Genomic DNA, 24,239 nt, shown 5'->3' with positions numbered 1-24,239 from the left:
CAACGATAAAAGTGCTGAGCCGGCTGACATTGAGCGACAGGTTTTCCAACGGCTTCGAATGCCTGGGCAGCGAGACCGCCATCAACGGCGTTTCCGCCTGGTGCGACCCTTTGGGTGGGCTCTACCTGCCCGACCTGTCGCTGCTCGTCGTTTCCGACCTGCATCTGGAAAAGGGTGCGGCTTTTGCAAGGCGTGGACGCATGCTGCCGCCCTATGACACCATCGCCACCCTCAAGATACTGTCTTCCCTCGTCAGCCGCTACGATCCGAAGATCGTCGTCAGCCTCGGCGACAATTTTCATGATCGCGTCGGCTCCCAGCACCTGCCGCTGCCGTTGCGCGAACTGATCCGCGAGATGGCCCGCGGTCGCGAATGGATATGGATCAACGGCAACCACGACCCCGATGGCACGGTCGATCTGCCGGGTTCTTCGGTGGATGAGATGTTTTACGGCAATCTCGTTTTCCGCCACGAGCCTAAGCCGGGCGATGCGGCCGGTGAAATCGCCGGTCACCTGCACCCCTCCGCCACTGTGCGACGCCGCGAGAAGACGGTGCGGCGGCCTTGTTTCGCCACCGATGGTTCGCGTCTGTTGATGCCGGCATTCGGGGTGTTGAGCGGCGGGCTGGATTTGCGCCACAAGGCAATGCGCGGCCTGTTCGATCATGCCGCTCTCGTCGCGCATCTGATGGGGAGAGATCGCATCTACTCGGTGCGGTTTTCCAGTCTGCTCGGCTGAGATTTTAGCGCAGCCTATTGGCGGTAGACCAATACCGGTATCTTCGAATTCTTCAGCACCTTGGCGGTGACACTGCCGAGCAGCATCTCGACGAAACTCCTGCGCCGGTGCGAGGCCATGGCGATGAGGTCGCAGCCGGTCTTGTCGGCTATTTCAATGATCGCCTCGTCCGGCCGCCCCGCCCGCGCCAGCAGGGCCTCGCAATCCAGCCCCATGGCGGTGGCATGCGCCTGCGTATCGCGAAGCAGATGCTCCGCCTCTTCGCAACGGTGGAATTCCTCTTCGGCAATGGCGGCAATGTCCTCGACATCGCTGGCAATCACATGAAAGGGTTCCGATACCGTCACCACGGTCACCTTTGCGCCTGCCTCCTTGGCGAGAGCGAACCCTTGGTCGATTGCGATCTGCGCCAGCGGCGAGCCATCGGTGGGAATGAGAATGTGCTTGAACATGACATTTCTCCTTTTCATCCCCGTTACAACCGCACTTGCCGCCATCAGCTGCGTGCGTTTGTAACGCCTTGAATTTTACAGCAAACCCCGGAAGGAAGCGAATGCTATCTTTGCCCGTGCGGGTGGCAGACGCTCTCTTTTGCGCGATTGAAAACGCTCAGTCCTTGCGGAAGATGATGCTGGCGCCCCAGCCGGTGACGACGGCGAGCAGAACGCAAAGCGCGCCGTAAGCAAGCGGCGTCTGGTGCGCGGCATCGGTGATCGCCTGTTCCATGCCGGTCTTGACGACGCGCAGTTTTAATTCGCGCTGGGCGATGAATTTGCCGCTCTTGAAGAGATAGGCGCGCGCCGTGTGCACCCCGTTCGGCACGTTGGCGGGCAGGCGCAAGGTCGCCCAAAACAGGCCCGTGCGTTCCAGCCGCACCCCGGTCGTATCATTGCGGTAGATGCCGCTCGAAAGCTTGAGCCGACGATAGGCCTCCTGAAAATCGAAGACATTGTCGGGCACGCCCGAAAAGACAGCGCTTTTGAGCGACAGATGGTCGACGCCGAGCCCCATGGCGCGCAGCGTTCCGGGGGAGGCGACATCGCTGATATTGCGGGTGCTGGCCATGGAGTAGGATTCCGGCAGCGGCGTAAAGGTGATGGCGCTGGTATTGATCCAGATGCCTGCCACACGCTCCTTCTTGCGCACGGTCATGTAGTCGCTCGGCCCTTCCAGAGTCACCACGATATCATATTGCCCGATGGCCAGTAGCAGCTGGTCGGTATTGTTGAGTGCGCCGAAGAGGGTGAAATCCGCCCCGCGAAAATCCGAGGCTATCGGAATTTCCGTCGTCGAAGCGCCGATTTCGATGTTTTCCTGCAGGGGGCGCTGCTGCGGACCCGGCGGCAGCGCAAGCGGCGGCGTCTGGGCGGAAGCAGTTTGCCCGAAGGCAAGACAGGAGAGCAGGGCAAGGGCGGCAAGCAACAAATGGCGGGTCAATAACCTAACCCCCCAACGGCGACCGAAAACAGGTCTTCCGGCCGCACCACCAGCGATACCGCAAGGCGAAGGGCGACGGCGAGGACAAGAAGCGCCAGCAGCGCACGCAGCTGTTCGCCGCGCAGTTTCTGGCCGACGCGTACACCATATTGCGCGCCGATGACGCCAGCCACCATCAGGATGAAGGCCAGCACCACATCGACGGAGTAGTTGGTCGCTGCCTGTACGACGGTCGTGTATGCGGTGACGAAAATGATCTGGAACAGTGAGGTGCCGACAACCACACTGGTGGGAATGCGTAACAGATAGATCATCGCCGGCACCATGATGAAACCGCCGCCCACACCCATGATGGAGGTGAGTATGCCGATGCCGAAACCGAGCGTGACGACTGGAATGATGCTGAGATAGATCTTCGATTTCTTGAACCGCATTTTCAGCGGCAGGCGGTGTACCCAGTTGTGGTGTCCCGGCCGGCGCAGCGTCACCGTTTCGTTGCGGGCGGCGCGGCGAAGTGCCGAAATGCTTTCCTTCAGCATCAACCCGCCTACGGTGCCGAGCAGGATGACGTAGAGCAGCGAAATGATGAGATCGAGCTGGCCGATGCTGCGCAGGAAGGAGAATATCCACACGCCGACCGTCGCCCCCAGGAGGCCGCCGACGAGCAGAACGCTGCCGAGCTTGACGTCGAGGGTTCCACGCCGGAAATGGGTGATCGAGCCTGAAACGGAGGAGGCCACCACCTGGTTGGCGCCCGTCGCCACGGCCACGACTGGGGGAATATTGTAGAAAATCAGCAGCGGGGTGATCAGAAAGCCACCGCCCACACCGAACATGCCGGACAAAAAACCGACGGCCGCGCCCATGCCGAGAATGATGAAAATATTCACCGACAGTTCTGCGATCGGCAGATAGACAGTCACGGCTCGGACCTCGGGCAAATGGTTCCGGGCGGCATGGCTTGTCCGGTGAGGGGGCCTTGCCGCGATTTACACTTTCTGTCTGAAAAGACCGGGCATGCCCAGCCTTCATCCGTCATGCCCGCGAGGGCCTAACCTGTCAACATTCAACGGTAAATACGTTGATAATTTGGAAAGATAGAGGTCTGGCGAAGGCAGCCGCCCACATTCCTGTCAGGCGTTGCAAAAAAGCGGCCGGGGGCCGCTTTTTGGGTTTCAGAACCATTATTTATTGCGGGCGAGAAGCGCTGTCACCAGTTCGTTGGTAATGCGCCCGTCCGGGGTCTGGCCCACGGATTTCTGAAAGTCCTTGATGGCCGTCACGGTGTTCTTGCCGAGCTTGCCGTCCGGCTGCCCGGCATCGAAGCCGTTCTTGTTGAGGATCGCCTGAATGTTGCGGATCGCCTTTTCCATGTCCACGGAGGCGGTTTTCACGCCTTCCTTGCCAGCCCACTCTTCCGGCGGGTTGACGCTGTTGGCATCTTCCGAAAGCGGCTTGACCTTCCACGCCTCCACCTTGGCCTTGGCGCTCTGGAGCTGCTGCGGGTTCAAGGCCCCCGCCACTTCGTCGCGCTTTTGGGCGGCATCGGCATCGCCATCCTTGGCGGCAATGGCGAACCACTTGTAGGATTCCTCGATATCCTGTTTCACGCCGCTGCCGCGGGCATAAAGAATGGCGAGGTTGAACTGGCTGTCGCGGACGCCGAGTTCGGAGGCCTTGATGAACCACTGCGCGGCGGCAGCAAAATCCGGCTGGCCAGCCGCGTCGGAAGCGAGCAGGACGGCGAGATTGTGCATGGCCCCCGCATTGCCCTGTTCGGCGGCCAGCGTGTAATAGCGCTTGGCTTCCGGAAGGTTGCGTTCGACGCCGTTCGCCTTCTCGTAGAGATTGGCGAGACGATATTGCGCGGGCGCAAGACCGCGATCGGCAGCCAGCTTGTACCACTTCGCGGCTTCGGCACGGTCGGCGGCAACGCCGCGACCGTCGGTGTAGCGGGCTGCGATTTCGAAAAGCGCCTGCGTGTCGCCCTTGGCGGCGGCTTCAGCAAGCGATGCGGGCTCTATCCCGGCGGGAACGACGATGGCGCCGTCGGCGGGAGCGGCCGTGACGACGGCCTCAGCCGGTTTCGGCGGTTCCGCCTGCGCGACGGTGCCGGATTTTGCGGGATCCACGGCGGGAACATCGGCGACCGGCGGCTCCGCGGGTAGCGGCGCACCGCCAATGGTCCGGTGGTCAATGGTATTCTGTGCCGGAGCGGAGTTCTCGATGCTATCGGCCGGGGCTGCCTGCTCGGATTCGATCGCGAGGTCAGACGGTATGGTGACGGCCTTGTCGCCGGTTTCGGGAAGGGCGGAAACCGGTGCATTGTCCATCTTCTGTTCAATCACCGGCGCCGGCGCTTCCGTGCCGCTGATCAGTGTCTTGACGAGGGGCATGGCCATCATCGCCAGAAGGATCGCGCCGATACCGAGCAGCAGCGGCCGGCGATAACGCGAAAGAGCCGAAGTTTCGGTCTTTCTTTTCTTTTTGCCGGTTTCAAGCTTTTCCGGCGCTGTTTCCATCGCGGCGGCCTGCGCGGCACGGCGGGCGGCGGCGATAAAGTCCGTCCGTCCTTCCGCGTCCACGGCCTTGCCGGTGGCGGCCACCTGGCTGGCGCGCACGCGTTCCAGGATTTTCTTGATATCAGGCGCGCCCGAACCGGGCTCCAGGAGTTCGTTCTCCTGACCGGCCGGCAGAACGTCGATCGGATCAAGCGACGGGGCAGGCTCAACCTGGGTGCGGGCGGAAGAGGCCGATACGGGTTCTTCCTTGGTCTTTGCGGGCTTCGCCGTGCTTGTTTTGAAGCGCTTCGTCAGCCCGGCGAGCAGGCTCGTTTTCTCTGCTTTTGCGGGCTTGGCGGCAGCGGGCGGCACGATGGCGGTCGCGTCATTGTCGCTGACATCCTCGAGAATGGCCTGCTCTTCGGCTATATAGCCCTCTTCCGGGAATATGGCGGCCGGCATCGCGACGTCGTCGCGGCCTGCGGCAACAGCCTGCTGTGCAACGTGACGGGTGAGCTCTTCGCGGTAGGACGGTCCGTTGTCGAGATTATCCAGGCGGCCGGCAATCTGCACCAGCGTTTCGTGCAGTGCTTCGAAGGTGCGGTGCGTGCGCTCTTCGGTGTTGCGGCTCAGCGCTTCAAGGTTGCGCAAATCGGCCGCAAGGTCGGTCAGCATCGACATGTCGGCGATGTTCGCGCCGGCCGAGAGGTTGTTGCGGGTATAGGCGTCGAGAACGGCCTCGGCTGCCTGCCGGGCCGCTTCGATGATATATTCGTCGTTCGAAGCCATATAGTCTTCGATCGCCGCCATGCGCGCATCGAGTTCAGGCGACATGCCTGCGGCCTGCATCTGAACCGGCTGGCTGATCAGCGTCGAGAGATGGGCGATCTGGTTTTCAAGGCTCGCCAGCGCATGGCTGTCAGCGGGGGCGGCATGGGCGGTCTCATCCAGTCGCGCGGCGATAGTGCCAAGCCGCTCTTCCAGGCGCGAAAAGGCGCTTTCACTGAGGCCCGATGCCAGCTGCGGCTGGCTATAGCCATAATCGAGCTCCTCGATCTGCCGAGAGAGCGTGTCGAGCCGTTCGGCCAGACCCTCATTGACGGTGCCGTGGTCGAGCGCATCGATCTTGCGGGAAATGTCGCTGAGGAAAGACGTCAGCTCCGCCTGTTGCGAAGGGCGCTGCGACCGTTCCAGAAGCAGTGAAAGCTGGTCCAGTCGCTCATGCAGTTGCGCTGCATCGCGCGCGGTGCTCAGCTCATCGATCTTGCCGGCCAGCGCTTCAAGGCGCGCGGTAAGATCAACGGAGGGTTCCGGTTTTGCAGCGGCGAGGCGGTTGATATCACCGAGCTGTTCGGCGAGGCCGTTCAGGCGGTTTTCCAGTCGCTGGGCGAGCGCATTGTCGGTTGCCTGCGCATTGGGGCGTGTGCCGGTCGCCGCAATGGCGCGGCTGATTTCGTCCAGCCGCTGATCGAGACCGGAAAACTGTTCGCTGAAGACCGCTTCATTCGGCTGCATGTGCTTGCCGAGCTGCTCGACCGCGCTGGCGATCGCGATCAGCTTCTCCTCGAGCACGCGAACGGCCGGATTGTTGCTCATGCCGCCGAGCTGCGTCTTGATGTCATCGAGACGATAGGCGAGGGAGACGATTTCATCCTGAAGGGCGCCGGCATCGAAACCACGCAGCGTGTCTTCCACAGTGTTCCAGCGGCTTTCGATCCGATGGACGCTGTCTTCGCGCGCCAGCTGGTCAATGGTGAGGCGTAGGTCCTCGAATTCGTTGCGCAGCGCATAGACATCCGGAGATGCCAGATTGCCGAGCTGGTCGATGCTTCCGGCAAGCCGTGCGATGTCATCGCGCAGATCGCCGATGAATTGCTGGTCTTCCGCCGCGGCGCGAATATTGCGGATTTCCGCGCGCAGTCCCTGCGCTTCCCGCGCAACGCCCTCGGCAATATCGTGCTTCAATTCGTGGCGGAGGTTGACGAGTGCCTGCGCGATTTCCTGCAGGGCCGCGTCATTGCGTGGCTCCTGATAGGGCGGGATGGCGCGTGCGCGTGGTGCGGCCTGAGGAGCCGGCTGGGGCTCCCTCTGCCGATATTCCGGCGCGAGCGGCCGTGTGATCGTGCGTTCCGGGCGGGCGGCAGGTTCCTGCGGGCGCTGGAAGCTGGTCTCCAGCAGACGCTGGCGCTGGCGTATTTCGTTGACGGGATCAAGTTGCGGTGGCGTCACGCTTGTGCGTGGCTCGCGTGCTGCGGCATAGGTTTCGCTCTTCGTTTCCGGCATGGCGCCAGCGGCCCGCTGGTCGCGAGGAAACTTCTGGCTCATCAACCCTTCGATGCGGGCTTCAAGGCCTTCAATGGTGCGATTGAGAGCATCAAGAGACGACCTGTCGCTTGGCTGTTGGGTTTTCGATCGCAATCCGTTCATCTTTTCGCTCGCTTCGCTTCCGCCCGCCGTGCCCGGTTATCTGTCGCGACGTTGCCTGTTTGGACACGCCGTCGCCGCAACATGCAGCAATTCTAGAGCCGGTATTTGCCCCCGTGGAGGAAAATGCGCCGATGAACGAAGCAGTTACCTCCATCGGGAGAATTCACGAAACGTGGTAAAGAAGTGGTTAACCAAGGTCGGAATTTTTTAACTTTTGCGATGCAGGCCGAGCCCCGGGGCGGTGCGGAGGGAAATTGCGCAAAAAGGGAGAGCGATAACCCCATGGAATTTATTTGACGTTTACGCGCACGTCAAATATTGTCACTCGATATCTGCCGGATTATCTCCGGCGCCCACGATGCGGAGGAACATCGGTAATGCCTGTTTACAAGGCCCCAGTTAAGGACACGCTTTTTATCCTGAATGACGTTCTCGGCCTGGAGCGGTATAACAACCTGCCCGGCTTCGAGGATGCGACGCCCGACATGATCGAGGCAATCACCGGCGAAGCGGCAAAGCTTGCCGAGGAACGGCTTTTCCCACTCAATCTTTCCGGTGACCAGCAGGGTTGCGAGCGCGCCGATGACGGTTCTGTCTCCGTGCCCGATGGTTTCAAGGAAGCCTATGACGCCTATTGCGAAGGCGGCTGGATCGGCCTTGCCGTTCCCCAGGAATTTGGCGGGCAGGGCCTGCCCTATACGCTGCATGCGGCGATCGGCGAATATATGTCTTCCGCCAACCTGTCGCTGATGATGTATCCCGGCCTGACGCAGGGCGCGATTGCCGCCGTTCTCGTTCACGGTACTCCGGAGCAGAAGCAGACCTATCTGCCGAAAATGGTCCAAGGTATCTGGTCCGGCACCATGAACCTTACCGAACCCCATTGCGGCACCGATCTCGGTCTCCTGCGCACCAAGGCGGTGCCGCAGGGAGATGGCACTTACAAGATTTCCGGCCAGAAGATCTTCATCTCGGCTGGTGAACATTCCATGACCGATAATATCGTCCATCTGGTGCTCGCCCGCATCGAGGGCGCACCTGAAGGCACGAAGGGTATTTCGCTTTTCATCGTGCCGAAATTCCTGGTCAGGCAAGACGGCACGCCCGGCGAGCGCAACGGCGTCACCTGTGGTGCGATCGAGCACAAGATGGGTATTCACGGCAACGCCACCTGCGTCATGAATTACGATGATGCGACGGGTTATCTGCTTGGTGCGGAAAACAAGGGCCTTTCGGCCATGTTCGTGATGATGAACGAGGCGCGCCTCGGCGTCGGCCTGCAGGGGCTTTCCGTGGGCGAAATCGCCTATCAGAATGCGGTGGAATATGCCCGTGAGCGTATTCAGGGCCGTTCGCTTTCCGGCGCGAAATTCCCGGACAAGAAGGCCGATCCGATCATCGTGCACCCGGATATCCGCCGCACGCTGATGACCATCAAGGCCTATAACGAGGCTGGCCGCGCTTTCCTTTTGTGGACAGCGCTGCAATCGGACATCGCCCACCGCTCGACCGATGAGAAGGAGCGGCAGGCGGCAGACGACCTGCTCGGTCTCGTCACGCCGATCCTCAAGGGCGTTTTGACGGACAAGGGCTTCGACCACGCCGTGATGGCGCAGCAGGTCTTTGGCGGTCACGGCTACATCGAAGAACATGGTATGAGCCAATATGTCCGCGATGCGCGCATCACCATGATCTATGAGGGTGCGAACGGTATCCAGGCGCTCGATCTGGTCGGCCGCAAGCTCGGCATGAATGGCGGCCGCGCCGTCATGGCGCTGTTCAAGGAAATTGGCGATTTCTGCGAGGAGAACCGCGGCAACGAAAAGCTCAGCCTCTACACCAAGGGTTTGAAGAAGGGCTTGAACGACCTTCAGGCCGCAACCATGTGGTTCATGCAGAACGCCATGGCAAAGCCCGACAATGCCGGTGCCGGCTCGACCGACTACATGCATCTCTTCGGCATCGTGGTGCTGGGTTACATGCAGGCGCGCATGGCGAAAGCCGCCAGCGAAGCGCTTGCGGCAGGCAGCGCCTCGGATGAGGATTACCTCAAGACCAAGCTTGTCACGGCGAAGTTTTACATGGAGCGCATCATGCCGGAAACGGCGCTGCGCAAGGCCCGCATCGAAACCGGTGCGGACACCATGATGGAACTGGCCGCGGAAGCATTCTGAGACATCTGGCGTTTCTGACGCCACAGGGAGAGAGTTATGACCGACGTATTTATCTACGACCATGTCCGCACCCCGCGCGGACGCGGCAAGAAGGATGGCAGCCTGCATGAGGTGCCGTCCGTTCGCCTTGCCGCCAAGACGCTGGAAGCCATCCGCGACCGCAACGGGCTCGACACTTCCGCTGTCGATGACATCATCATGGGCTGTGTCGATCCTGTCATGGATGCCGGCGCCGTCATCCCCAAGGCCGCCGCCTTCGAGGCCGGTTACTCCAACAAGGCGCCGGGTATGCAGATCTCGCGCTTCTGCGCCTCCGGTCTCGATGCCATCAACTTCGCAGCCGGCAAGGTCAAGGCCGGTTCGGACGATATCGTCATCGCCGGCGGTGTCGAAAGCATGTCGCGCGTCGGTATGGGCATGTCGGGCGGCGCCTGGTACATGGACCCCTCGGTCAACTTTCCGGCCTTCTTCATGCCGCAGGGCGTGTCGGCCGATCTGATCGCCACGAAATACGGTTTTTCCCGTGACGATGTCGATGCCTATGCCGTCGAAAGCCAGAAGCGCGCCGCGCATGCCTGGGAAAAGGGCTATTTCAACAAATCGGTCATTCCGGTGAAGGACCAGAACGGCCTGACGATCCTTGACCGCGACGAGCACATGCGCCCCGGCACCGATATGCAGGCGCTGGCTTCGCTCAACCCGTCCTTCCAGATGCCCGGCGAAATGGGCGGGTTCGAAGCTGTCGGCATCATGGCGCATCCGGAAGTGGAGCGGATTAACTACGTCCATCACGCCGGCAACTCATCCGGCATCGTTGATGGTGCCGCCGCCGTGCTGGTTGGTTCGAAAGCGGGCGGCGAGGCAATGGGCGTGAAGCCGCGTGCCCGTATCAAGGCTTTCGCCAATATCGGCTCCGACCCGGCGCTGATGCTGACCGGCCCGGTTGACGTAACCGAAAAGCTGCTGAAAAAGACCGGCATGTCGCTTGCCGATATCGATCTCTTCGAACTCAACGAAGCCTTCGCCGCTGTGGTCCTGCGCTACATGCAGGCTTTCGACATCGATCACGACCGGATGAACGTCAATGGCGGCGCAATCGCCATGGGTCATCCGCTGGGTGCAACCGGCGCGATGATCCTCGGGACGGTGCTGGATGAGCTGGAACGGCGCGATCTGAACACCGCGCTCGTGACGCTTTGCATCGGTGCAGGCATGGGTACAGCAACCGTCATCGAGCGGGTTTAAGGCAGCGGCTACGGCCCGCTTCCGTCATCCTCGGGCTTGACCCGAGGATCTATCCCGGTGCTTGGATCCTCGGGTCAAGCCCGAGGATGACGAGGAAAGCGAAGCGGCCATTACGATTCAGGGAAGAGGAATCCCAAATGAGCACTTACACCAATTTCACCATCGAGACGGACGCAGACGGCATTGCCCTCGTCACCTGGGACATGCCGGAAAAGTCCATGAACGTCTTCACGTCAGAGGTGATGGACGAGCTGAACGCCATTCTCGACGCCACCGTCGCCGATAGCGCCGTCAAGGGCGTCGTCTTCACGTCGGGCAAAAGCACCTTTTCCGGCGGCGCCGATCTGTCGATGATCAAGTCGATGTTCTCCTTCTACAATGACGAGAAGACGAAGAACCCGGATCAGGCGGCAGCAAAGCTGTTCGAGCTGGTGGGCCGCATGACCGGCCTGTTCCGCAAGATCGAGACCAACGGCAAGCCCTGGGTCTCCGCCATCAACGGCACCTGCATGGGGGGCGCTTTCGAACTGTCACTCGCCTGCCACGGCCGCGTGGCCTCCAGCGCCAAGAACCTCAAGATCGCACTGCCGGAAGTCAAGGTCGGCATCTTCCCGGGCGCTGGCGGCACCCAGCGCGTCTCGCGCCTGACCGATGCACAATCTGCCTTGCAGATGATGACGACAGGCCAGTCGCTGACCGGCGCACGCGCCAAGGCCATGGGGCTGGTGCACCAGGTAGTCGAGCCGGATCAGCTGGTCGCAACTGCAAAGCAGATGATCAAGGACGGCCTGAAGCCGGTAGCACCCTGGGATGAGAAGGGCTTCAAGGCCCCCGGCGGCGGCATCTGGACGCCTGCGGCTGCCCAGCTGTGGCCCGCCGCTCCGGCGATCCTCCGCCGCGAAAGTGCCGGCAATTATCCGGCCGCACTCGCCATCCTCAAATGCGTTTATGAAGGGCTGCAATTGCCTTTCGATACGGCGCTGAAGGTGGAGCAGCGTTATTTCACCGAAATCCTTCGCTCGAAGGAAGCCTTCGGCATGATCCGCTCGCTGTTCATTTCCATGCAGGAGCTGGGCAAGGGCGCGCGCCGTCCGGCCGGCCAGCCCAAGACGGAGTTCAAAAAGGTCGGCGTCGTCGGCGCGGGCTTCATGGGGGCGGCCGTCGCTTACGTCACCGCCGCAGCGGGTATTCCCGTCACGCTGGTGGATCGCGATCAGGAAGCCGCAGACAAGGGCAAGGGCCATTGCGAGGAAAGCGTCAAGGCCGCCATCGGCAAGGGCAGGCTGACGCAGGATGAAGGCAAGGCCCTGCTCGATCTCGTCACCCCAACGGCGGATTACACTGCATTATCTGATGCGGATCTCGTCATCGAAGCCGTCTTTGAAGACCGCGACGTGAAGAAAGCCGTCATCGAAGCCGTGGAAGCCGTTTTGCCCGAAGGCGCAATCTTTGCCTCCAACACGTCCACCTTGCCAATCACGGGGCTGGCAAAGAACTCCAGGCGTCCGACCGATTTCATCGGCATCCACTTCTTCTCGCCGGTCGAGAAGATGATGCTGACGGAAGTGATCCTCGGCAAGGAAACCGGCGACAAGGCGCTCGCCGTCGCGCTGGATTATGTGGCCAAGATCAAGAAGACCCCGATCGTCGTCAACGACACCCGCGGCTTCTTCGTCAATCGCTGCGTGCTGCGTTACATGGCCGAAAGCTACGACATGCTGATCGAAGGCGTGCCGCCCGCGATGATCGAAAATGCAGCGAAATTCGCCGGCTTGCCGGTCGGCCCCTTGGCGTTGAACGACGAAGTGGCCATCGATCTTTCCTACAAGATCCTGAAAGCCACCGTCGCCGATCTCGGCGAAAAGGCGGTCGATCCGCGCCATATGGAGCTGGTGAAGAAGCTGGTGGAAGGCGAGGGCCGCTTTGGCCGTAAGAACGCCAAGGGCTTTTACGACTACCCGCCAAAGCCCGCCAAGAAGTCCCTCTGGCCTGGCCTGAAGGACCTCTATCCGCAGCAGAAGCCTGAAGACGTGGATATGGAGGTGCTGAAGCAGCGCTTCCTCGTCACCGTGGCGCTGGAAGCCGCCCGCACGGTTGAAGAGGGCATCGTCACCGATCCGCGTGAGGCGGATGTCGGTTCCATCCTCGGTTTCGGCTTCGCGCCCTATACCGGAGGCGCGCTGTCCTACATTGACGGCATGGGCGTGAAGAGCTTCGTCGCGCTCGCCGAAAAGCTCAGCGAGACATACGGAACGCGCTTCCAGCCAACGCCGCTGCTGAAGGAGATGGCCGCCAAGGGCGAGACCTTCTACGGTCGCTTCGATCCCTATGCCAGCGCCGCGAAGGCGGCCTGAGGCTCCAGTGAGATGATTGAACAGGCCCTTCGGGGCCTGTTTTATTATGCCTGTCTACCCGCTTTCCATGCATCCTTTGCCGGGCTGAGGCGTTGGAAAGTCTGACCGGGCAAAAGCGCCCGCCGCCGCAATTCAGCACGCCTCAGGAGACAGCGATGAAAGCACCACTGCGATCCCACGGTTTCGATAAGCCATCAGACCTGGACGACGAGTTGGCCGAACTGGACGAAGAGGCGGAAGCTGTGGCCGCCGAAGAGGCGGTGGAAAAAACCGCAGCCAGGAGGACACCTGCCGCCAATACCGTCGACCCGGCGCTGCGTGCCGAACTGGACGAGCTTCGCCAACAGGTCGAAAAGATCCGGCGTGATGTCAAGCGGCTTGAGGCGGCCGAGATGTCCCGCCACAGGCCCGCACAGCCCCACCATGAGCGCGACCGCGAGAATTCCCGCCTGATGACGGTCGTGCGCTCCGTAGCCGTCACCTCACTTGCAAGCCGCATCTTTGCGTCTTCGCCCGTCATGGCGGCGCTGGTAGCCGTGGTGCCTTTCGCGCTTGGTTTCGCAGCACGGCGCCGCGAAGGGGTATAGCCCCACCTGCCATGCTGCGCCCGCCACCGGCCAGGATAGGTCCCTCGCAAACATGACGCGGGCAAATGCGCTCTGGCATCAGGAGGCCATACAATGAGTTTTCCTGCGTGAACCGGCCTTCGCCCTGCGCTCTTTCCAGCCATCCACAGGCGCCGTGAAAAAACTGTCAAAAAACTTCGGAAGGGCGCTTGCCATGTTCGAACAAGATGTTATAACCCCGCTCACTTTCGGGGCGCAAACGACCCCGACCGCGAAAAGCGGAGGTTCTTCAAGGACCTGAAGTGCCCGGATAGCTCAGTTGGTAGAGCAGCGGATTGAAAATCCGCGTGTCGGTGGTTCAAATCCGCCTCCGGGCACCATTAAATCTCCAGACTGATAAATTTATATAGGTGCGTGTTCGGACCGATCCGACCTAATCTTGTGAGATTCAACGATAGCCATAATGGCAATAAACATTTGCCTCGTGGGCGGGTAGGCGAAAATCCTCGTAAATATGTTTTTTGGGTGAGTGTATTTCATCCGCTAACATTATCCCAGAAATATCAGATGTTTGGCAGATTCTTAACCTTTGCTTAATGGATTTTTTGCCCAGCTTGGCGATTTGCCATTCCGGTGACCGTTTGGCGTGAGATGCTCGTGACAACAAAATTGATCGCCGTTTTCTTGGGAGTGCCGCAGCCCATCTTTTGAGCTCCGGCAAAGTTGCAATTACTGTCGTAAACAGTTCTCACTACGATGGAGCCTTTGATATGGATCGGGCTGCTGAACGCAGTGGTTTTGCTAGACCGGTTGCGTACCCGTTTCAGTTTTCCGACTATCCGGGATACGCACACATAAAACGAAAGATGACGGCACCTCTGCGCTAGATGAGAATGACGAGTTTGCAACACACGTTTTTCATCGTAAAGGGAGAACAGCCCGCAAATGGATCATACTGTAATTCCATCTTCTTTACCGCCCGGGTCATATATTTCGGTGACTTCCTTTCGCCGCAAGAGGAAGCTGCCACCGCAACCATATTGGATTCCGGGGGGTGGAGCACGGAACTGAAGCGTCGTGTGCAGCATTTCGGTTATCGGTATGACTATAAAGCCCGCGCAGTTGCGCCGGATGCCTATCTCGGGCCTTTGCCGCCATGGCTGGGCGTATTCGCCAGAAGATTAGTGAGGGACGGCCACTGCGAGAGCTTGCCTGATCAGGTTATCGCGAACGAATATTTTCCAGGGCAGGGGATCAGCGCGCATGTCGATTGTGTCCCCTGTTTCGACGATACAATCGTGTCGATAAGCCTTCTATCCGCTTGCGAGATGGTTTTCCGCGATTTGCGCGGATCCGGCACATGTGGCGTTGTGCTTCAGCCCCGCTCAGGTGTCCTGCTCATGGGCTCCGGGCGTTATCATTGGACTCACGAAATTCCGGCTCGCAAATCGGATATTGTGAACGGGGTAAAGACCGTTCGAAGCAGGAGGATTTCCCTGACTTTTCGTAAAGTCACTGCTTCAACGCGCACCTAAGCAATTATAAATGCTCCCGGTTATCTGAATTCTGCTCCGCCCGGTCCCGATAAAGTGCAGCGCGGCCGAGAAGCATCAGGGAAACCGGCGTCGTCACCGTCATGAAAATGCCGATGAAGATTTCGTGGAAAGCGAAGCGGCCGCCGGAGACGGAGAAATAGATGATGGAGGCCATGACGATGCCGCCGGTCCCCCAGCTGGTGCCGAGTGTGGGCGCATGCAGGCGTTCATAAAAGCTGTTGAGCTTGGCAAAGCCGATAGTGCCGATCAGCGTCAGGGAGGCGCCGAGGAGGACGAAGAAAGCCACGGCGATGGCGGCCCAGAGCGGAAATTCGGCGGCGTTGCTCATTCTATGACCTCCCCGCGCATCAGGAATTTGGAAAGGGCGACGGTGGACACGAAGCCCAGGATGGCGATCAGCAGCGATGCCTCGAAATAGATGTCGTTGCCGGTGCGTAGGCCGAAGGTCAGCAGCAGCAGCATGGCGTTGACATAGAGCGTGTCCATGCCGAGCACCCGGTCCTGCGCGCGCGGGCCAATGGCGATGCGATAGACCGAAATCGTCATGGCAATGGCCAGCATCAGCTGCGCCAGCGAAAAGGACCAGAAAAGGATAATCGAACTCATTCGAATATCTCCATCAGCAGTTTTTCATATCGGTTCTTGATGAGGCTTATCCACGCGGCCTCGTCCACGTCGTCGAGGACGTGGAGCAGGAGCGTGCCCTGACTGGAATTATATTCAAGCCAGGCGCTTCCCGGCGTCGAGGTGAGGATTGTCGCTAGAACGGCCAGCGCCATGGGATCGCGTATATCGAGAGGCACGGCCAGAAAACCCGATTTGCGGTCCCTTTCGCGCCTGAACAGAATGATCTTCGCAACCGAGAGATTGGACCTGACGATATCGTAAAGCACGATAAGGATCAGCTGCACCAGCCGATGCCAGTTGCGAATGCGGGGTTTTGCCGGCCTCAGCGACGCCATCGCCCAGGAAGCGATGAGCGCCACCGCAGTTCCGAGCAGCAGATGCCCCGGCGAGAAACTGTTGATCGTCATCCAGAAGAAGATCAGGGAAACGGTCAGTAGCGGGTAGGGCAGGACACGGTTCATCATGGCTCTGCCTCCGGATTGCCGCCCGCCCGTGGCGCGGAAATGACGCCCTGGATATAGCTCGCGGGCAGATCGAGGATGCGCGCTGTTTCCTGCATGTAACGCATCACCGGCCCCGCCTGAACGGTCATGGCGAGTGTCAGGCCGAGAAGCAGCATGATGGGTGCGATTTCGATGACGAGCACGCGCGGCACGGTACCTTCGATGGAGGCCCAGAAAGTGCGGATGCCGGCACGGGTCATCGAGATCAGTGAAGCGAAGCCGGAAAAGACGATCAGGAAGACGATCCACCATGACAGGGTGGAGATGCTGTCATTGGCGCCGAGACCGGACGGATTGAGAATGGCCGATAGCATCGAGAATTTGGCAATGAAGCCGGAAAGCGGCGGCAGGCCGGCGAGCAGGATGCCGCAGGCGGCAAAGCATGCGCCCAGCACGGCCATGGTGGCAGGCATGGTCACGCCGATTTCCTCTTCCTCGTCTTCTTCCTCGCCTTCGCCATAAGCCTCCATGGTTACGGCAAGAACGTTTGCGCCCGCATCCTGCCCGCGCTCGACAAGTTCGATGAGCATGAAGAAGGCACTGATGGTGAGGGTGGAGCTGACAAGGTAATAAAGTGCGCCGGCCGCCACCGTGGGATTGCCGGTACCCATGGCTGCAAGCAGCGTTCCAGATGAGACCAGAACCGAAAAGCCGGCAAGCCGTCCCAGCGCCTGCGACGCCAGAACCCCGATGGCACCGAAGATGATGGTGGCGATGCCGCCGACCAGCAGCGCATCGTGGCCGAAACCGGCCGATTCCCCGGCCGTCTGCCCGAACAGCAGGAAGGACAGGCGGGCAATGACATAAATGCCGACCTTGCTCATGATCGCGAATAGCCCGCCGACCGGTGCAGATGCCGCACCATAGGCGGAGGGCAGCCAGAAATTCAGCGGCCACATGCCGGCCTTGACCAGAAACGCGATGCCGAGGATGGCCGAGCCGGTTTCCAGCAGCATGCGCTGGTCGGGGTTCAGCCCCTCGATCCGGTGGGCGAGATCACCCATGTTCAGCGTGCCCGTCACGCCATAGATCAGACTGACGCCAATCAGGAAAAACAAGGCGGCAACGAGGTTGATGGCGATATAGTGCAGCCCCGCCTTGACGCGTTGCTGGCCGGAGCCATGCAGCAGCAGCCCGTAAGATGCCGCCAGCATCACTTCGAAGAATACGAAGAGGTTGAAGAGGTCGCCGGTCAGGAACGCGCCGTTGACGCCCATCAGCATCATCTGGAACAGCGAATGGAAATGGGCGCCCGCCTTGTGCCATTTCGCCATCGAATAGATGAGCGAGGGAATGGCGAGCAATGCGGTCAACAGGACCATCAGGCCCGACAGGCGGTCGGCGACGAGCACGATGCCGAAGGGTGCCGGCCAGTTGCCGAGCAGATAGACGCCGCTCGAAACCACAGCAGCGATCTCGGTATTAACGGTTGAGTTCACCTCGCGAAACAGCAGAATCGCAACCACCAGCAGCAGCACCGTGGAGGTGAAGCTGATCGCGGCTTTGGCCACACGCTGGCGCTCGTCAAAGAACAGCAGCAGCGCGGCGGTAATGAGCGGCAGCAGGATGGGTGCGATGACGATGTGGAAGGGGAACGACATCATTTCGACTCCCTCCCGTCCACATGGTCAGTGCCGGTGAGGCCGCGCGCTGCGAGCAGCACGACGAGGAAAAGCGCTGTCGTGGCAAAGCCGATCACGATTGCGGTCAGCACCAGCGCCTGCGGCACCGGGTCGGCAAGCGTCGAACTGTCGACGCCGTTCACCAGCACCGGGGGTGCGTTGGTCTTGATGCCGCCGACGCCGAAGATGAACAGGTTCACGGCATAGGACAAAAGCGAAAGCCCGACGATGACCTGATAGGTGCGCGGGCGCAGGATGAGCCATACGCCGGAGCCAGTCATGATGCCGATGCCGATTGAAAGAATGAGTTCCATTACACGTCCTCCGCTTTTGCGGCGTCAGGCGTGCGAACGCGGTAGTTGCGCAACGATTGGTGTGCCAGTGCTATCAAAATAAGAACGGTGGAGCCGACGACCAGCGAAAAGACGCCGAGATCGAACAGCAGGGCGGAAGCCGTCGGCATTTTGCCGATATAGGGTATCTCCGTATACTGGAAATAAGAGGTCAGGAACGGGTAGCCGAAGTACCACGAGCCGATACCCGTCGCCGCCGCCATCAAGAGGCCAAAGCCCATCCAGCGCAGCGGCAGGATGCGTATGCGGTCCTCGGCCCAGCGCGCCCCGCCGGCGAGATATTGCAGAAGGAAGGCGATCGCCATGGTGATACCGGCCGCAAAACCGCCGCCCGGCATATCGTGGCCGCGCATGAAGAGGAAAATGGAAAAGGTGATGATGACGGGGAACATCCACTGCATCACGATGGATGGCACGTAGAGATAGTCGCGAACGGTATCGCCCTTGCTGCGATCCGGGCGCTCCGCATCGAAGGCGTTCTGCATCTGCTGCTGTTCCGGAAGTCCGATGCTTTCATGGGCGGGACGGAAACGGCGAAGCAGCGCGAAGACGGTGAGCGCCACGATGGCCAGAACCGCGATTTCGCCGAAGGTGTCGAAGCCACGGAAATCGACCAGGATGACGTTGACCACATTGGTGCCGCCGCCTTCGCTGTAAGCGCGTTCAAGGAAATAGGTCGCAATGGCATTCGGCACTGGCAGCGTCATCACCGCATAGGCGATGACGGACATTCCAATGCCGCTGGCGGCGGCCAGCAGGAAATCGCGGGCACGGCGAAGCTGCGCCGGCAACTCGTCGCTGCTGTCCACTTTTTCGAAGCGTTTCGGCAACCACCTGAGGCCGAGCAGGATGAGAACGGTGGTGACGATTTCCACCAAAAGCTGGGTAATCGCCAGATCCGGTGCGGAAAGCCAGATGAAGGTGAGGCAGGTGACGAGCCCCGAAACGCCGAGCATGACAAGGGCTGCGAGGCGATGATATTTCGCCTGCCAGGCAGCACCCATGGCCGCAATCATACCGATCAGCCACAGAATGGCGAAGATCGGATCGAAGGTTGTTACCCGCGGCAGCGACAGGGAGAATTCCGAAAGGAAGAGCGGCGAGAAACCGGCAAGAAGCGCCACGAGGATAAGAAGCCTCAGCTGCGGCTGCAGGCGCCGGGTGCCGAGCGTGCTTTCCAGCCACCGCGCCCACTTCCAGGACACGGTGACGAGAATGCGCTCGAAGATGCGCTGACCCCGCAAATGCCGGAAGATCGGCGGACCGTCATCGCAGCGCGAGAAATAACCGCCGAGCAGGACGTAGATCGTTACCCCGCCGATCAGCGCCGCGATACTCATGATCAGCGGCAGATTGAAACCGTGCCAGATCGACAGGCTGTACACGGGTGTCTGTGCGCCGAGAACGGAAAGCACGGCCGTATGCAGGAACGGGCCGATGGAAAGGCTCGGAACGATGCCGACGATCAGGCAGGCGAAGACGAGGAATTCGATCGGAAACCGCATCCAGCGCGGCGGCTCGTGCGGATTGGGGTTTGGCAGATCGACTGGCTTGGGGCCAAAGAACACCGTGTGAATGAAGCGCAGCGAGTAGGCGACGGCAAATGCGCCGGATAATGTTGCCACATAGGGCAGCGCCCGGTCGAGAAGCGAGTCGGCATGGGTTTCGACGGCCTCGGCAAAGAACATTTCCTTGGAGAGGAACCCATTGAACAGAGGAACCCCGGCCATGGCCGCACTTGCCGCCATGGCGAGTGTCGCCGTTGCCGGCATATAGGTATAGAGCCCGCTCAGCCGCCGCATGTCACGTGTTCCGGTCTCATGGTCGATGATGCCGGCCGCCATGAAGAGCGAGGCCTTGAAGGTGGCATGGTTGACCATGTGAAAGATGGCCGCCACCGCAGCGAGCGGGCTGCCAAGGCTTAACAGCGTGGTGATGAGCCCGAGATGGCTGATGGTGGAATAGGCCAGCAATCCCTTCAGATCCTGCTGGAACATGGCGAAATAGGCGCCGAGCAGCAGAGTTATGACGCCGGCCGCGCCGACCAGCCAGAACCATTCCGGCGTGCCCGCAAGCACCGGCCAGAACCTTGCAAGCAGGAAAACACCCGCTTTCACCATGGTAGCCGAGTGGAGATAGGCGGAAACGGGTGTTGGTGCCGCCATGGCATTGGGCAGCCAGAAGTGAAAGGGAAACTGCGCGCTCTTCGTCAGAGCGCCGCCGAGAATAAGAATGAGCGCAGGCACATAAAGCGGATGCGCGCGAATGGCGGCGCCTGCCTCGATGATCCTGTCGAGATCGTAGCTGCCGGCCATGTGACCGAGGATCAGCAGACCCGCCAGCAAGCTGAAGCCACCAATCCCCGTCACTGTCAGCGCCATGCGAGCGCCGTCGCGGGCGCCGGCATTCTGGTGCCAGTAGCCGATCAGAAGGAATGAGAAGATGCTCGTCATTTCCCAGAAGATGGACAGCAGAATGACGTTGCCGGATAGGACGACGCCGAGCATCGAACCCATGAAGGCGAGAAGAAAGGCGAAGAAGCGCGGTATGGGGTCTTCAGTCGACATGTAGTAGCGGGCGTAAAGCACCACCAGCAGGCCGATGCCGGTAATCAGCATCGAGAAGATCCAGGCAAATCCGTCGAGCCGCAGTGTGAAGTTCAAACCGAGCTGCGGCAGCCATTCCACATCGTATTTAAGAACGGCGCCCCCGCTGACGCTGGTATAAAGGAAAATACTGCTGACCAGCCCGAAAAGGGCAACTGCCCCCGCAACGGAAGCGGGAGCTGCAGCAGCACCCTCGCGCGGCATGAACGCCGTCAGGAGTGCGCCGACGAAGGGCAATGCGACAATAAAAGGAAGAATGGTTGCAAGTGTCATATGCGGCGGCGGTTTTCTCTCTGGAATGGGAGCTTGCGGCGGATTTCCGACGACTCCAATCCCTCAGGATTCCAATGAATCCAATGATGATGACCGCCGGAATGACTAGTACATAAGATGCGGAGGCGCGCGTGGTACCACGCTGGCAAAGTCTCGGGACGCTTGTGGCGCGACGGCAACAGCAACGAGCCGCGTCTTTGCGTCAAGGTCAACACTGACGGCGGTTAAGGAAAACGCGTCCTGACCAATACCCGGGGCCGCATTGCCTGACCGGCAACCGAAATCACCGCCGTTGTCGCAATCCTTGTCGCGAAGCGAAAGGGAGCGGCCAAGATCGACGGTCTGCATGCGTTCGAGGCGGCTGGTCTTGGAAAGCGGCTTGATACCCGAAGGCGCCTGGAAGCCGATCATGAGAAGAAGGCTGGCGACCACGAGACCGATCAGCACTTGCGGATGGCGCCTCGAACTGCGGCCTTTCTCCATCCATTGCAAGTTGGCATCTCCTTGATCGAAAACGTCTCTTTAAAGCATCACCGCTGCGCGAATATCCCGTTGATTTGTTTTAGGGGAAGCCACCCGCGCTTGTCCAGCACACAGGCCGGAAAAACCGCCCGAAGCGCTCGATTCCTTTTTGTTTTTGCTCATTTGCGGCAAAGTCGGGGCAGGGGCCGTTAAAAGACTTTACAAATTTTACCGTTTGACCCGCAACGCCGCGTTTCTTAACTTTCAAGCAAGGAATTAACCATAAAGATTGGTGGTATTTCCACGGCGGAATGGGGTCTCTCCCCTTCCAGGCATGACGCCGCACTGCCGTACCGGTGCCGATCCGGTATTTCGTTTCTTGGTTCAAGAAGGTCTGGCAAGCGTCGATGCCGCATCGTCCGCGATGGGTGTGTTCGTTCAAAAATCCCCTCAGGGTGCTGGCGTTCTGAACCTTGGCAAATTGGCCGGGTTTCACCGGCCGTCATGTTGTTGGGGACGTCGGTTGGGGCAGGACTTGCCATCAGATCAAGCGCGCAGATCGGCAGGCGGAAGCCTGGCGGGGCGGTTGCGTTTTGCCGGCCTCGATGAGACGCAATCCGACTTCCTGCGCAGCTATCGCGGCATGCTGGAGCCTTACGTCAAGGCCGGCCTGCGCGATGTGATGACCCGTTTCCAGTCCATGCCGGACTGTTCCCCGTCCTTCGACAGCGAAAACCAGCTCGAACGCCTGCACGATCTGCAATCGTCGCACTGGAGCGTTTTGACGGATGCACGTTTCGATGCGCTCTATGCCGAGCGGGTGAAGGTGCTTTCCGACAATGCCAGCCGCATGGGTCTCGATCCGCGCTGGCAAATCGCCAGCCACGCTGTCGTTCTGGAGCACCTCGTTGGTGGACTGGTGGCGGAACACGCACCCCGATCCATCCTGCCGGGTAGCCGCAAGAAGAGCCGTGAGCTCGCCGAAGCGGTAAAGAATGTCGTCCGCCTTGTGATGGTCGATACCGAGATAGCGGTCTCGCTGCGCTTTAATGAACTACGCCTGCGTCATGGCCGCGAACTTCAGGAACAACGCGACAATGACCGGGCTGAAGCGGCAAACCTCTTCGGCGTCGCGTTGAAAGCTTTTGCGGCAGGCGATTTGCACGCACGGATAGACGGTGACGTTCCAGACGCCTATCGGGATGTCGCGACAACATTCAACACGGCCCTTGAAACCATAGGCGCGTCGTTGACGGCGGCCCATAACAGCGTCGGCGAGGCCGAGGCCTTGAGCGGACGTTTTGCCGATATCGGCCGTTCCATTGCCGAGCGTTCACGCCAGCAGGCCGAAGCCCTTGCCGAAACCTCGCATGCGATTCAGGCACTGATCGGGAACGTTGCCGAAAACGGCGCTCGCATTGCGGCGACGGAAAAGGCGGTTTCGAGCGCCCGCGACGCGGCGGTCGAAAGCGGCCGTGCGATCGGCGAGGCGATCGACGCCATGTCGGACATCGAACAATCCGCCGAACAGATCGGCAGGATCATCGGCACGATTGACGAGATCGCTTTTCAGACCAACCTTCTCGCGCTCAATGCCGGCATCGAGGCGGCGCGTGCGGGTGAAAGCGGTCGTGGGTTCGCTGTCGTCGCGCAGGAAGTCCGGGCGCTCGCCCAGCGGTCTGCAGATGCCGCAAGGGAGATCAAGAGCCTTGTCGGAACCACGAAGACCCAGGTCGAGGGCGGCGTCCGCATGGTCAACCGCACACAGGACGCGATCGGCGGCGTCGTCCGGCAGGTCTCGGGCATCAACGAGATGATCGCTGAAGTCTCGCGGCTTACGGCCGAGCAGGCCGGCGAACTGCAGTCTGTTGCCGCCGATATTGGCGGGCAGCAACGGCAGGCGGACCGCAATGCCGTCGATATCAGCGCGAGCGCCTCCGAGGCCGACACGCTTCAAACCGTCATTCTGGAACTCGGCCGCACCGTGCGCGAATTTCGTATTGCCCGCCAGGAACATTTCGCTGCCGCCACCGGTGCGGATCGGCAGCAATCATCATTTATGGCCCGTGAGGATAGCCGCACGGATTACCGCCAGGATTACCAACAATTCAGACGTCAGGGAGTCATGTAATGGCAGCCAGAAAAGCAGCTGAGGCGACGCTGAAACTGTCACCGGTGCTGGACCTCAACGAAGCATCGGCCCTGCACGGCAAGCTGATGACGTTGCGGGGAGCACCGCTGTCGGTGGATGCGTCAGAGGTGGAACGTATCGGCGCCCTTTGTGCGCAGGTCCTCATGGCCGGCGCCAAATCCTGGGAAGAGGACGGCAAACGCTTCGGCTTTGCCAGCGTGTCCGATGCATTCGACAAGACCATGAAACTGATAGGCGTCGATATCGATCATTTGCTCCTGAAGGAGATGCAAAAGTGAAGAAAAAAGTTCTTACCGTGGATGATTCCCGGACGATCAGGAACATGCTCCTGGTCACGCTCAACAATGCCGGTTTCGAAACCATTCAGGCCGAAGACGGCGTCGAGGGCCTCGAAGTGCTCGAGCAGAGCAACCCCGACGTCATCGTGACTGACATCAACATGCCCCGTCTCGACGGTTTCGGTTTCATAGAGGGTGTTCGTCGCAACGAAAAGTACCGGGCGATCCCTATCCTCGTTCTGACGACCGAAAGCGATGCAGAGAAGAAGAACCGCGCCCGCCAGGCCGGTGCGACGGGCTGGATCGTCAAGCCGTTCGACCCTGCCAAACTCATCGATGCCATTGAGCGCGTAACCGCCTGAT

The 24,239-nt window shown here is 60.3% G+C and carries 21 protein-coding genes and 1 tRNA gene; 10 read left to right on the top strand and 12 right to left on the bottom strand.

Annotated features, from left to right (window positions below):
* The first annotated feature begins 11 nt into the window (after positions 1-11).
* Positions 12-740: a ligase-associated DNA damage response endonuclease PdeM gene (gene pdeM / locus FHW77_RS09455; RefSeq protein WP_004439820.1), complete on the top strand. Its 729-nt coding sequence runs from the start codon at positions 12-14 to the stop codon at positions 738-740.
* Positions 741-754: 14 nt separating this feature from the next.
* Here the strand turns inward: pdeM and FHW77_RS09450 are convergent, their stop codons facing one another.
* The 4 genes from FHW77_RS09450 to podJ all read right to left on the bottom strand — a co-directional run bounded on the left by FHW77_RS09450 (position 755) and on the right by podJ (position 7,105).
* A complete protein-coding gene (locus tag FHW77_RS09450; RefSeq protein ID WP_006697645.1) occupies positions 755-1,192 on the bottom strand; it encodes a universal stress protein in 438 nt (145 codons plus the stop codon).
* Between the two features lie 157 nt (positions 1,193-1,349).
* Positions 1,350-2,177, bottom strand: coding sequence for a TIGR02186 family protein (locus tag FHW77_RS09445; RefSeq protein WP_004439826.1), 828 nt, complete (start codon positions 2,175-2,177; stop codon positions 1,350-1,352).
* Entirely contained in the window at positions 2,174-3,100 is a 927-nt protein-coding gene (locus FHW77_RS09440; RefSeq protein ID WP_044459984.1) for a sulfite exporter TauE/SafE family protein, read from the bottom strand. Before FHW77_RS09440 ends, FHW77_RS09445 begins: the two co-directional genes overlap by 4 nt.
* Before the next feature lie 261 nt (positions 3,101-3,361).
* Positions 3,362-7,105, bottom strand: a complete 3,744-nt coding sequence (gene podJ / locus FHW77_RS09435; RefSeq protein WP_004439834.1) for a cell division protein PodJ — start codon at positions 7,103-7,105, stop codon at positions 3,362-3,364.
* A 377-nt stretch (positions 7,106-7,482) separates the two neighbouring features.
* On the opposite strand from podJ, the gene FHW77_RS09430 reads away from it, so the two are divergent.
* The 6 genes from FHW77_RS09430 to FHW77_RS09405 all read left to right on the top strand — a co-directional run bounded on the left by FHW77_RS09430 (position 7,483) and on the right by FHW77_RS09405 (position 14,979).
* Complete coding sequence (locus tag FHW77_RS09430; protein WP_004439835.1) at positions 7,483-9,279, top strand: acyl-CoA dehydrogenase C-terminal domain-containing protein; 1,797 nt, start codon at positions 7,483-7,485, stop codon at positions 9,277-9,279.
* Positions 9,280-9,315: 36 nt separating this feature from the next.
* Positions 9,316-10,524, top strand: coding sequence for an acetyl-CoA C-acetyltransferase (locus tag FHW77_RS09425; protein ID WP_004439838.1), 1,209 nt, complete (start codon positions 9,316-9,318; stop codon positions 10,522-10,524).
* Between the two features lie 137 nt (positions 10,525-10,661).
* Positions 10,662-12,878 (top strand): 3-hydroxyacyl-CoA dehydrogenase NAD-binding domain-containing protein, encoded by a 2,217-nt coding sequence (locus FHW77_RS09420; RefSeq protein WP_004439841.1) that lies wholly within the window; start codon positions 10,662-10,664, stop codon positions 12,876-12,878.
* Between the two features lie 155 nt (positions 12,879-13,033).
* Positions 13,034-13,465 (top strand): hypothetical protein, encoded by a 432-nt coding sequence (locus tag FHW77_RS09415; RefSeq protein ID WP_004439845.1) that lies wholly within the window; start codon positions 13,034-13,036, stop codon positions 13,463-13,465.
* Positions 13,466-13,748: 283 nt separating this feature from the next.
* Positions 13,749-13,824, top strand: a tRNA-Phe gene (locus FHW77_RS09410).
* Between the two features lie 507 nt (positions 13,825-14,331).
* Positions 14,332-14,979 (top strand): alpha-ketoglutarate-dependent dioxygenase AlkB, encoded by a 648-nt coding sequence (locus FHW77_RS09405; RefSeq protein WP_004439847.1) that lies wholly within the window; start codon positions 14,332-14,334, stop codon positions 14,977-14,979.
* 4 nt (positions 14,980-14,983) lie between these two features.
* Here the strand turns inward: FHW77_RS09405 and mnhG are convergent, their stop codons facing one another.
* From mnhG to FHW77_RS09365, 8 genes are all read right to left on the bottom strand, one after another.
* A complete protein-coding gene (gene mnhG / locus FHW77_RS09400; RefSeq protein ID WP_004439848.1) occupies positions 14,984-15,328 on the bottom strand; it encodes a monovalent cation/H(+) antiporter subunit G in 345 nt (114 codons plus the stop codon).
* A complete protein-coding gene (locus tag FHW77_RS09395) occupies positions 15,325-15,606 on the bottom strand; it encodes a K+/H+ antiporter subunit F (protein WP_004439850.1) in 282 nt (93 codons plus the stop codon). The genes mnhG and FHW77_RS09395 overlap by 4 nt, the downstream gene beginning before the upstream one ends.
* Positions 15,603-16,091, bottom strand: a complete 489-nt coding sequence (locus tag FHW77_RS09390; RefSeq protein WP_004439853.1) for a Na+/H+ antiporter subunit E — start codon at positions 16,089-16,091, stop codon at positions 15,603-15,605. Before FHW77_RS09390 ends, FHW77_RS09395 begins: the two co-directional genes overlap by 4 nt.
* Positions 16,088-17,734 (bottom strand): monovalent cation/H+ antiporter subunit D, encoded by a 1,647-nt coding sequence (locus tag FHW77_RS09385; RefSeq protein WP_004439856.1) that lies wholly within the window; start codon positions 17,732-17,734, stop codon positions 16,088-16,090. Before FHW77_RS09385 ends, FHW77_RS09390 begins: the two co-directional genes overlap by 4 nt.
* Positions 17,731-18,066: a Na+/H+ antiporter subunit C gene (locus FHW77_RS09380; RefSeq protein ID WP_003514993.1), complete on the bottom strand. Its 336-nt coding sequence runs from the start codon at positions 18,064-18,066 to the stop codon at positions 17,731-17,733. Before FHW77_RS09380 ends, FHW77_RS09385 begins: the two co-directional genes overlap by 4 nt.
* Positions 18,066-20,984 carry a monovalent cation/H+ antiporter subunit A gene (locus FHW77_RS09375; RefSeq protein ID WP_004439862.1) on the bottom strand — a complete coding sequence of 973 codons (2,919 nt, stop codon included), beginning with the start codon at positions 20,982-20,984 and terminating at the stop codon, positions 18,066-18,068. Before FHW77_RS09375 ends, FHW77_RS09380 begins: the two co-directional genes overlap by 1 nt.
* Positions 20,985-21,089: 105 nt before the next feature.
* Positions 21,090-21,467 carry a hypothetical protein gene (locus tag FHW77_RS09370; RefSeq protein ID WP_034496075.1) on the bottom strand — a complete coding sequence of 126 codons (378 nt, stop codon included), beginning with the start codon at positions 21,465-21,467 and terminating at the stop codon, positions 21,090-21,092.
* Between the two features lie 79 nt (positions 21,468-21,546).
* Complete coding sequence (locus tag FHW77_RS09365) at positions 21,547-21,942, bottom strand: hypothetical protein (RefSeq protein WP_161794457.1); 396 nt, start codon at positions 21,940-21,942, stop codon at positions 21,547-21,549.
* A gap of 39 nt (positions 21,943-21,981) precedes the next feature.
* On the opposite strand from FHW77_RS09365, the gene FHW77_RS09360 reads away from it, so the two are divergent.
* From FHW77_RS09360 to cheY1, 3 genes are read left to right on the top strand one after another with little or no spacing between them, the layout of a single operon-like run.
* A complete protein-coding gene (locus tag FHW77_RS09360; protein WP_234942492.1) occupies positions 21,982-23,577 on the top strand; it encodes a globin-coupled sensor protein in 1,596 nt (531 codons plus the stop codon).
* Positions 23,577-23,876: an STAS domain-containing protein gene (locus FHW77_RS09355; RefSeq protein WP_004439868.1), complete on the top strand. Its 300-nt coding sequence runs from the start codon at positions 23,577-23,579 to the stop codon at positions 23,874-23,876. The genes FHW77_RS09360 and FHW77_RS09355 overlap by 1 nt, the downstream gene beginning before the upstream one ends.
* Complete coding sequence (gene cheY1 / locus FHW77_RS09350; protein WP_004439870.1) at positions 23,873-24,238, top strand: chemotaxis response regulator CheY1; 366 nt, start codon at positions 23,873-23,875, stop codon at positions 24,236-24,238. The genes FHW77_RS09355 and cheY1 overlap by 4 nt, the downstream gene beginning before the upstream one ends.
* The last annotated feature ends 1 nt before the right edge of the window (position 24,239 follow it).

It is taken from the genome of Agrobacterium sp. RC10-4-1, assembly GCF_014138475.1.
Lineage (GTDB): Bacteria > Pseudomonadota > Alphaproteobacteria > Rhizobiales > Rhizobiaceae > Agrobacterium > Agrobacterium pusense.
Note: the sequence above shows the minus strand (reverse complement) of the source record. Positions and strands in the feature narration are given on the sequence as shown.

Excerpts from the sequence above, each read along its gene's own strand:
- FHW77_RS09355 (WP_004439868.1), top strand. The coding sequence starts at position 23,577 with ATGGCAGCCAGAAAAGCAGCTGAGGCGACGCTGAAACTGTCACCGGTG.
- FHW77_RS09420 (WP_004439841.1), top strand. The coding sequence starts at position 10,662 with ATGAGCACTTACACCAATTTCACCATCGAGACGGACGCAGACGGCATT.
- FHW77_RS09385 (WP_004439856.1), bottom strand. The coding sequence starts at position 17,734 with ATGATGTCGTTCCCCTTCCACATCGTCATCGCACCCATCCTGCTGCCG.
- FHW77_RS09425 (WP_004439838.1), top strand. The coding sequence starts at position 9,316 with ATGACCGACGTATTTATCTACGACCATGTCCGCACCCCGCGCGGACGC.
- FHW77_RS09430 (WP_004439835.1), top strand. The coding sequence starts at position 7,483 with ATGCCTGTTTACAAGGCCCCAGTTAAGGACACGCTTTTTATCCTGAAT.
- FHW77_RS09375 (WP_004439862.1), bottom strand. The coding sequence starts at position 20,984 with ATGACACTTGCAACCATTCTTCCTTTTATTGTCGCATTGCCCTTCGTC.
- FHW77_RS09370 (WP_034496075.1), bottom strand. The coding sequence starts at position 21,467 with ATGGAGAAAGGCCGCAGTTCGAGGCGCCATCCGCAAGTGCTGATCGGT.
- FHW77_RS09390 (WP_004439853.1), bottom strand. The coding sequence starts at position 16,091 with ATGATGAACCGTGTCCTGCCCTACCCGCTACTGACCGTTTCCCTGATC.
- FHW77_RS09380 (WP_003514993.1), bottom strand. The coding sequence starts at position 18,066 with ATGGAACTCATTCTTTCAATCGGCATCGGCATCATGACTGGCTCCGGC.
- FHW77_RS09405 (WP_004439847.1), top strand. The coding sequence starts at position 14,332 with ATGAGAATGACGAGTTTGCAACACACGTTTTTCATCGTAAAGGGAGAA.
- FHW77_RS09450 (WP_006697645.1), bottom strand. The coding sequence starts at position 1,192 with ATGTTCAAGCACATTCTCATTCCCACCGATGGCTCGCCGCTGGCGCAG.
- FHW77_RS09395 (WP_004439850.1), bottom strand. The coding sequence starts at position 15,606 with ATGAGTTCGATTATCCTTTTCTGGTCCTTTTCGCTGGCGCAGCTGATG.
- podJ (WP_004439834.1), bottom strand. The coding sequence starts at position 7,105 with ATGAACGGATTGCGATCGAAAACCCAACAGCCAAGCGACAGGTCGTCT.
- FHW77_RS09415 (WP_004439845.1), top strand. The coding sequence starts at position 13,034 with ATGAAAGCACCACTGCGATCCCACGGTTTCGATAAGCCATCAGACCTG.
- mnhG (WP_004439848.1), bottom strand. The coding sequence starts at position 15,328 with ATGAGCAACGCCGCCGAATTTCCGCTCTGGGCCGCCATCGCCGTGGCT.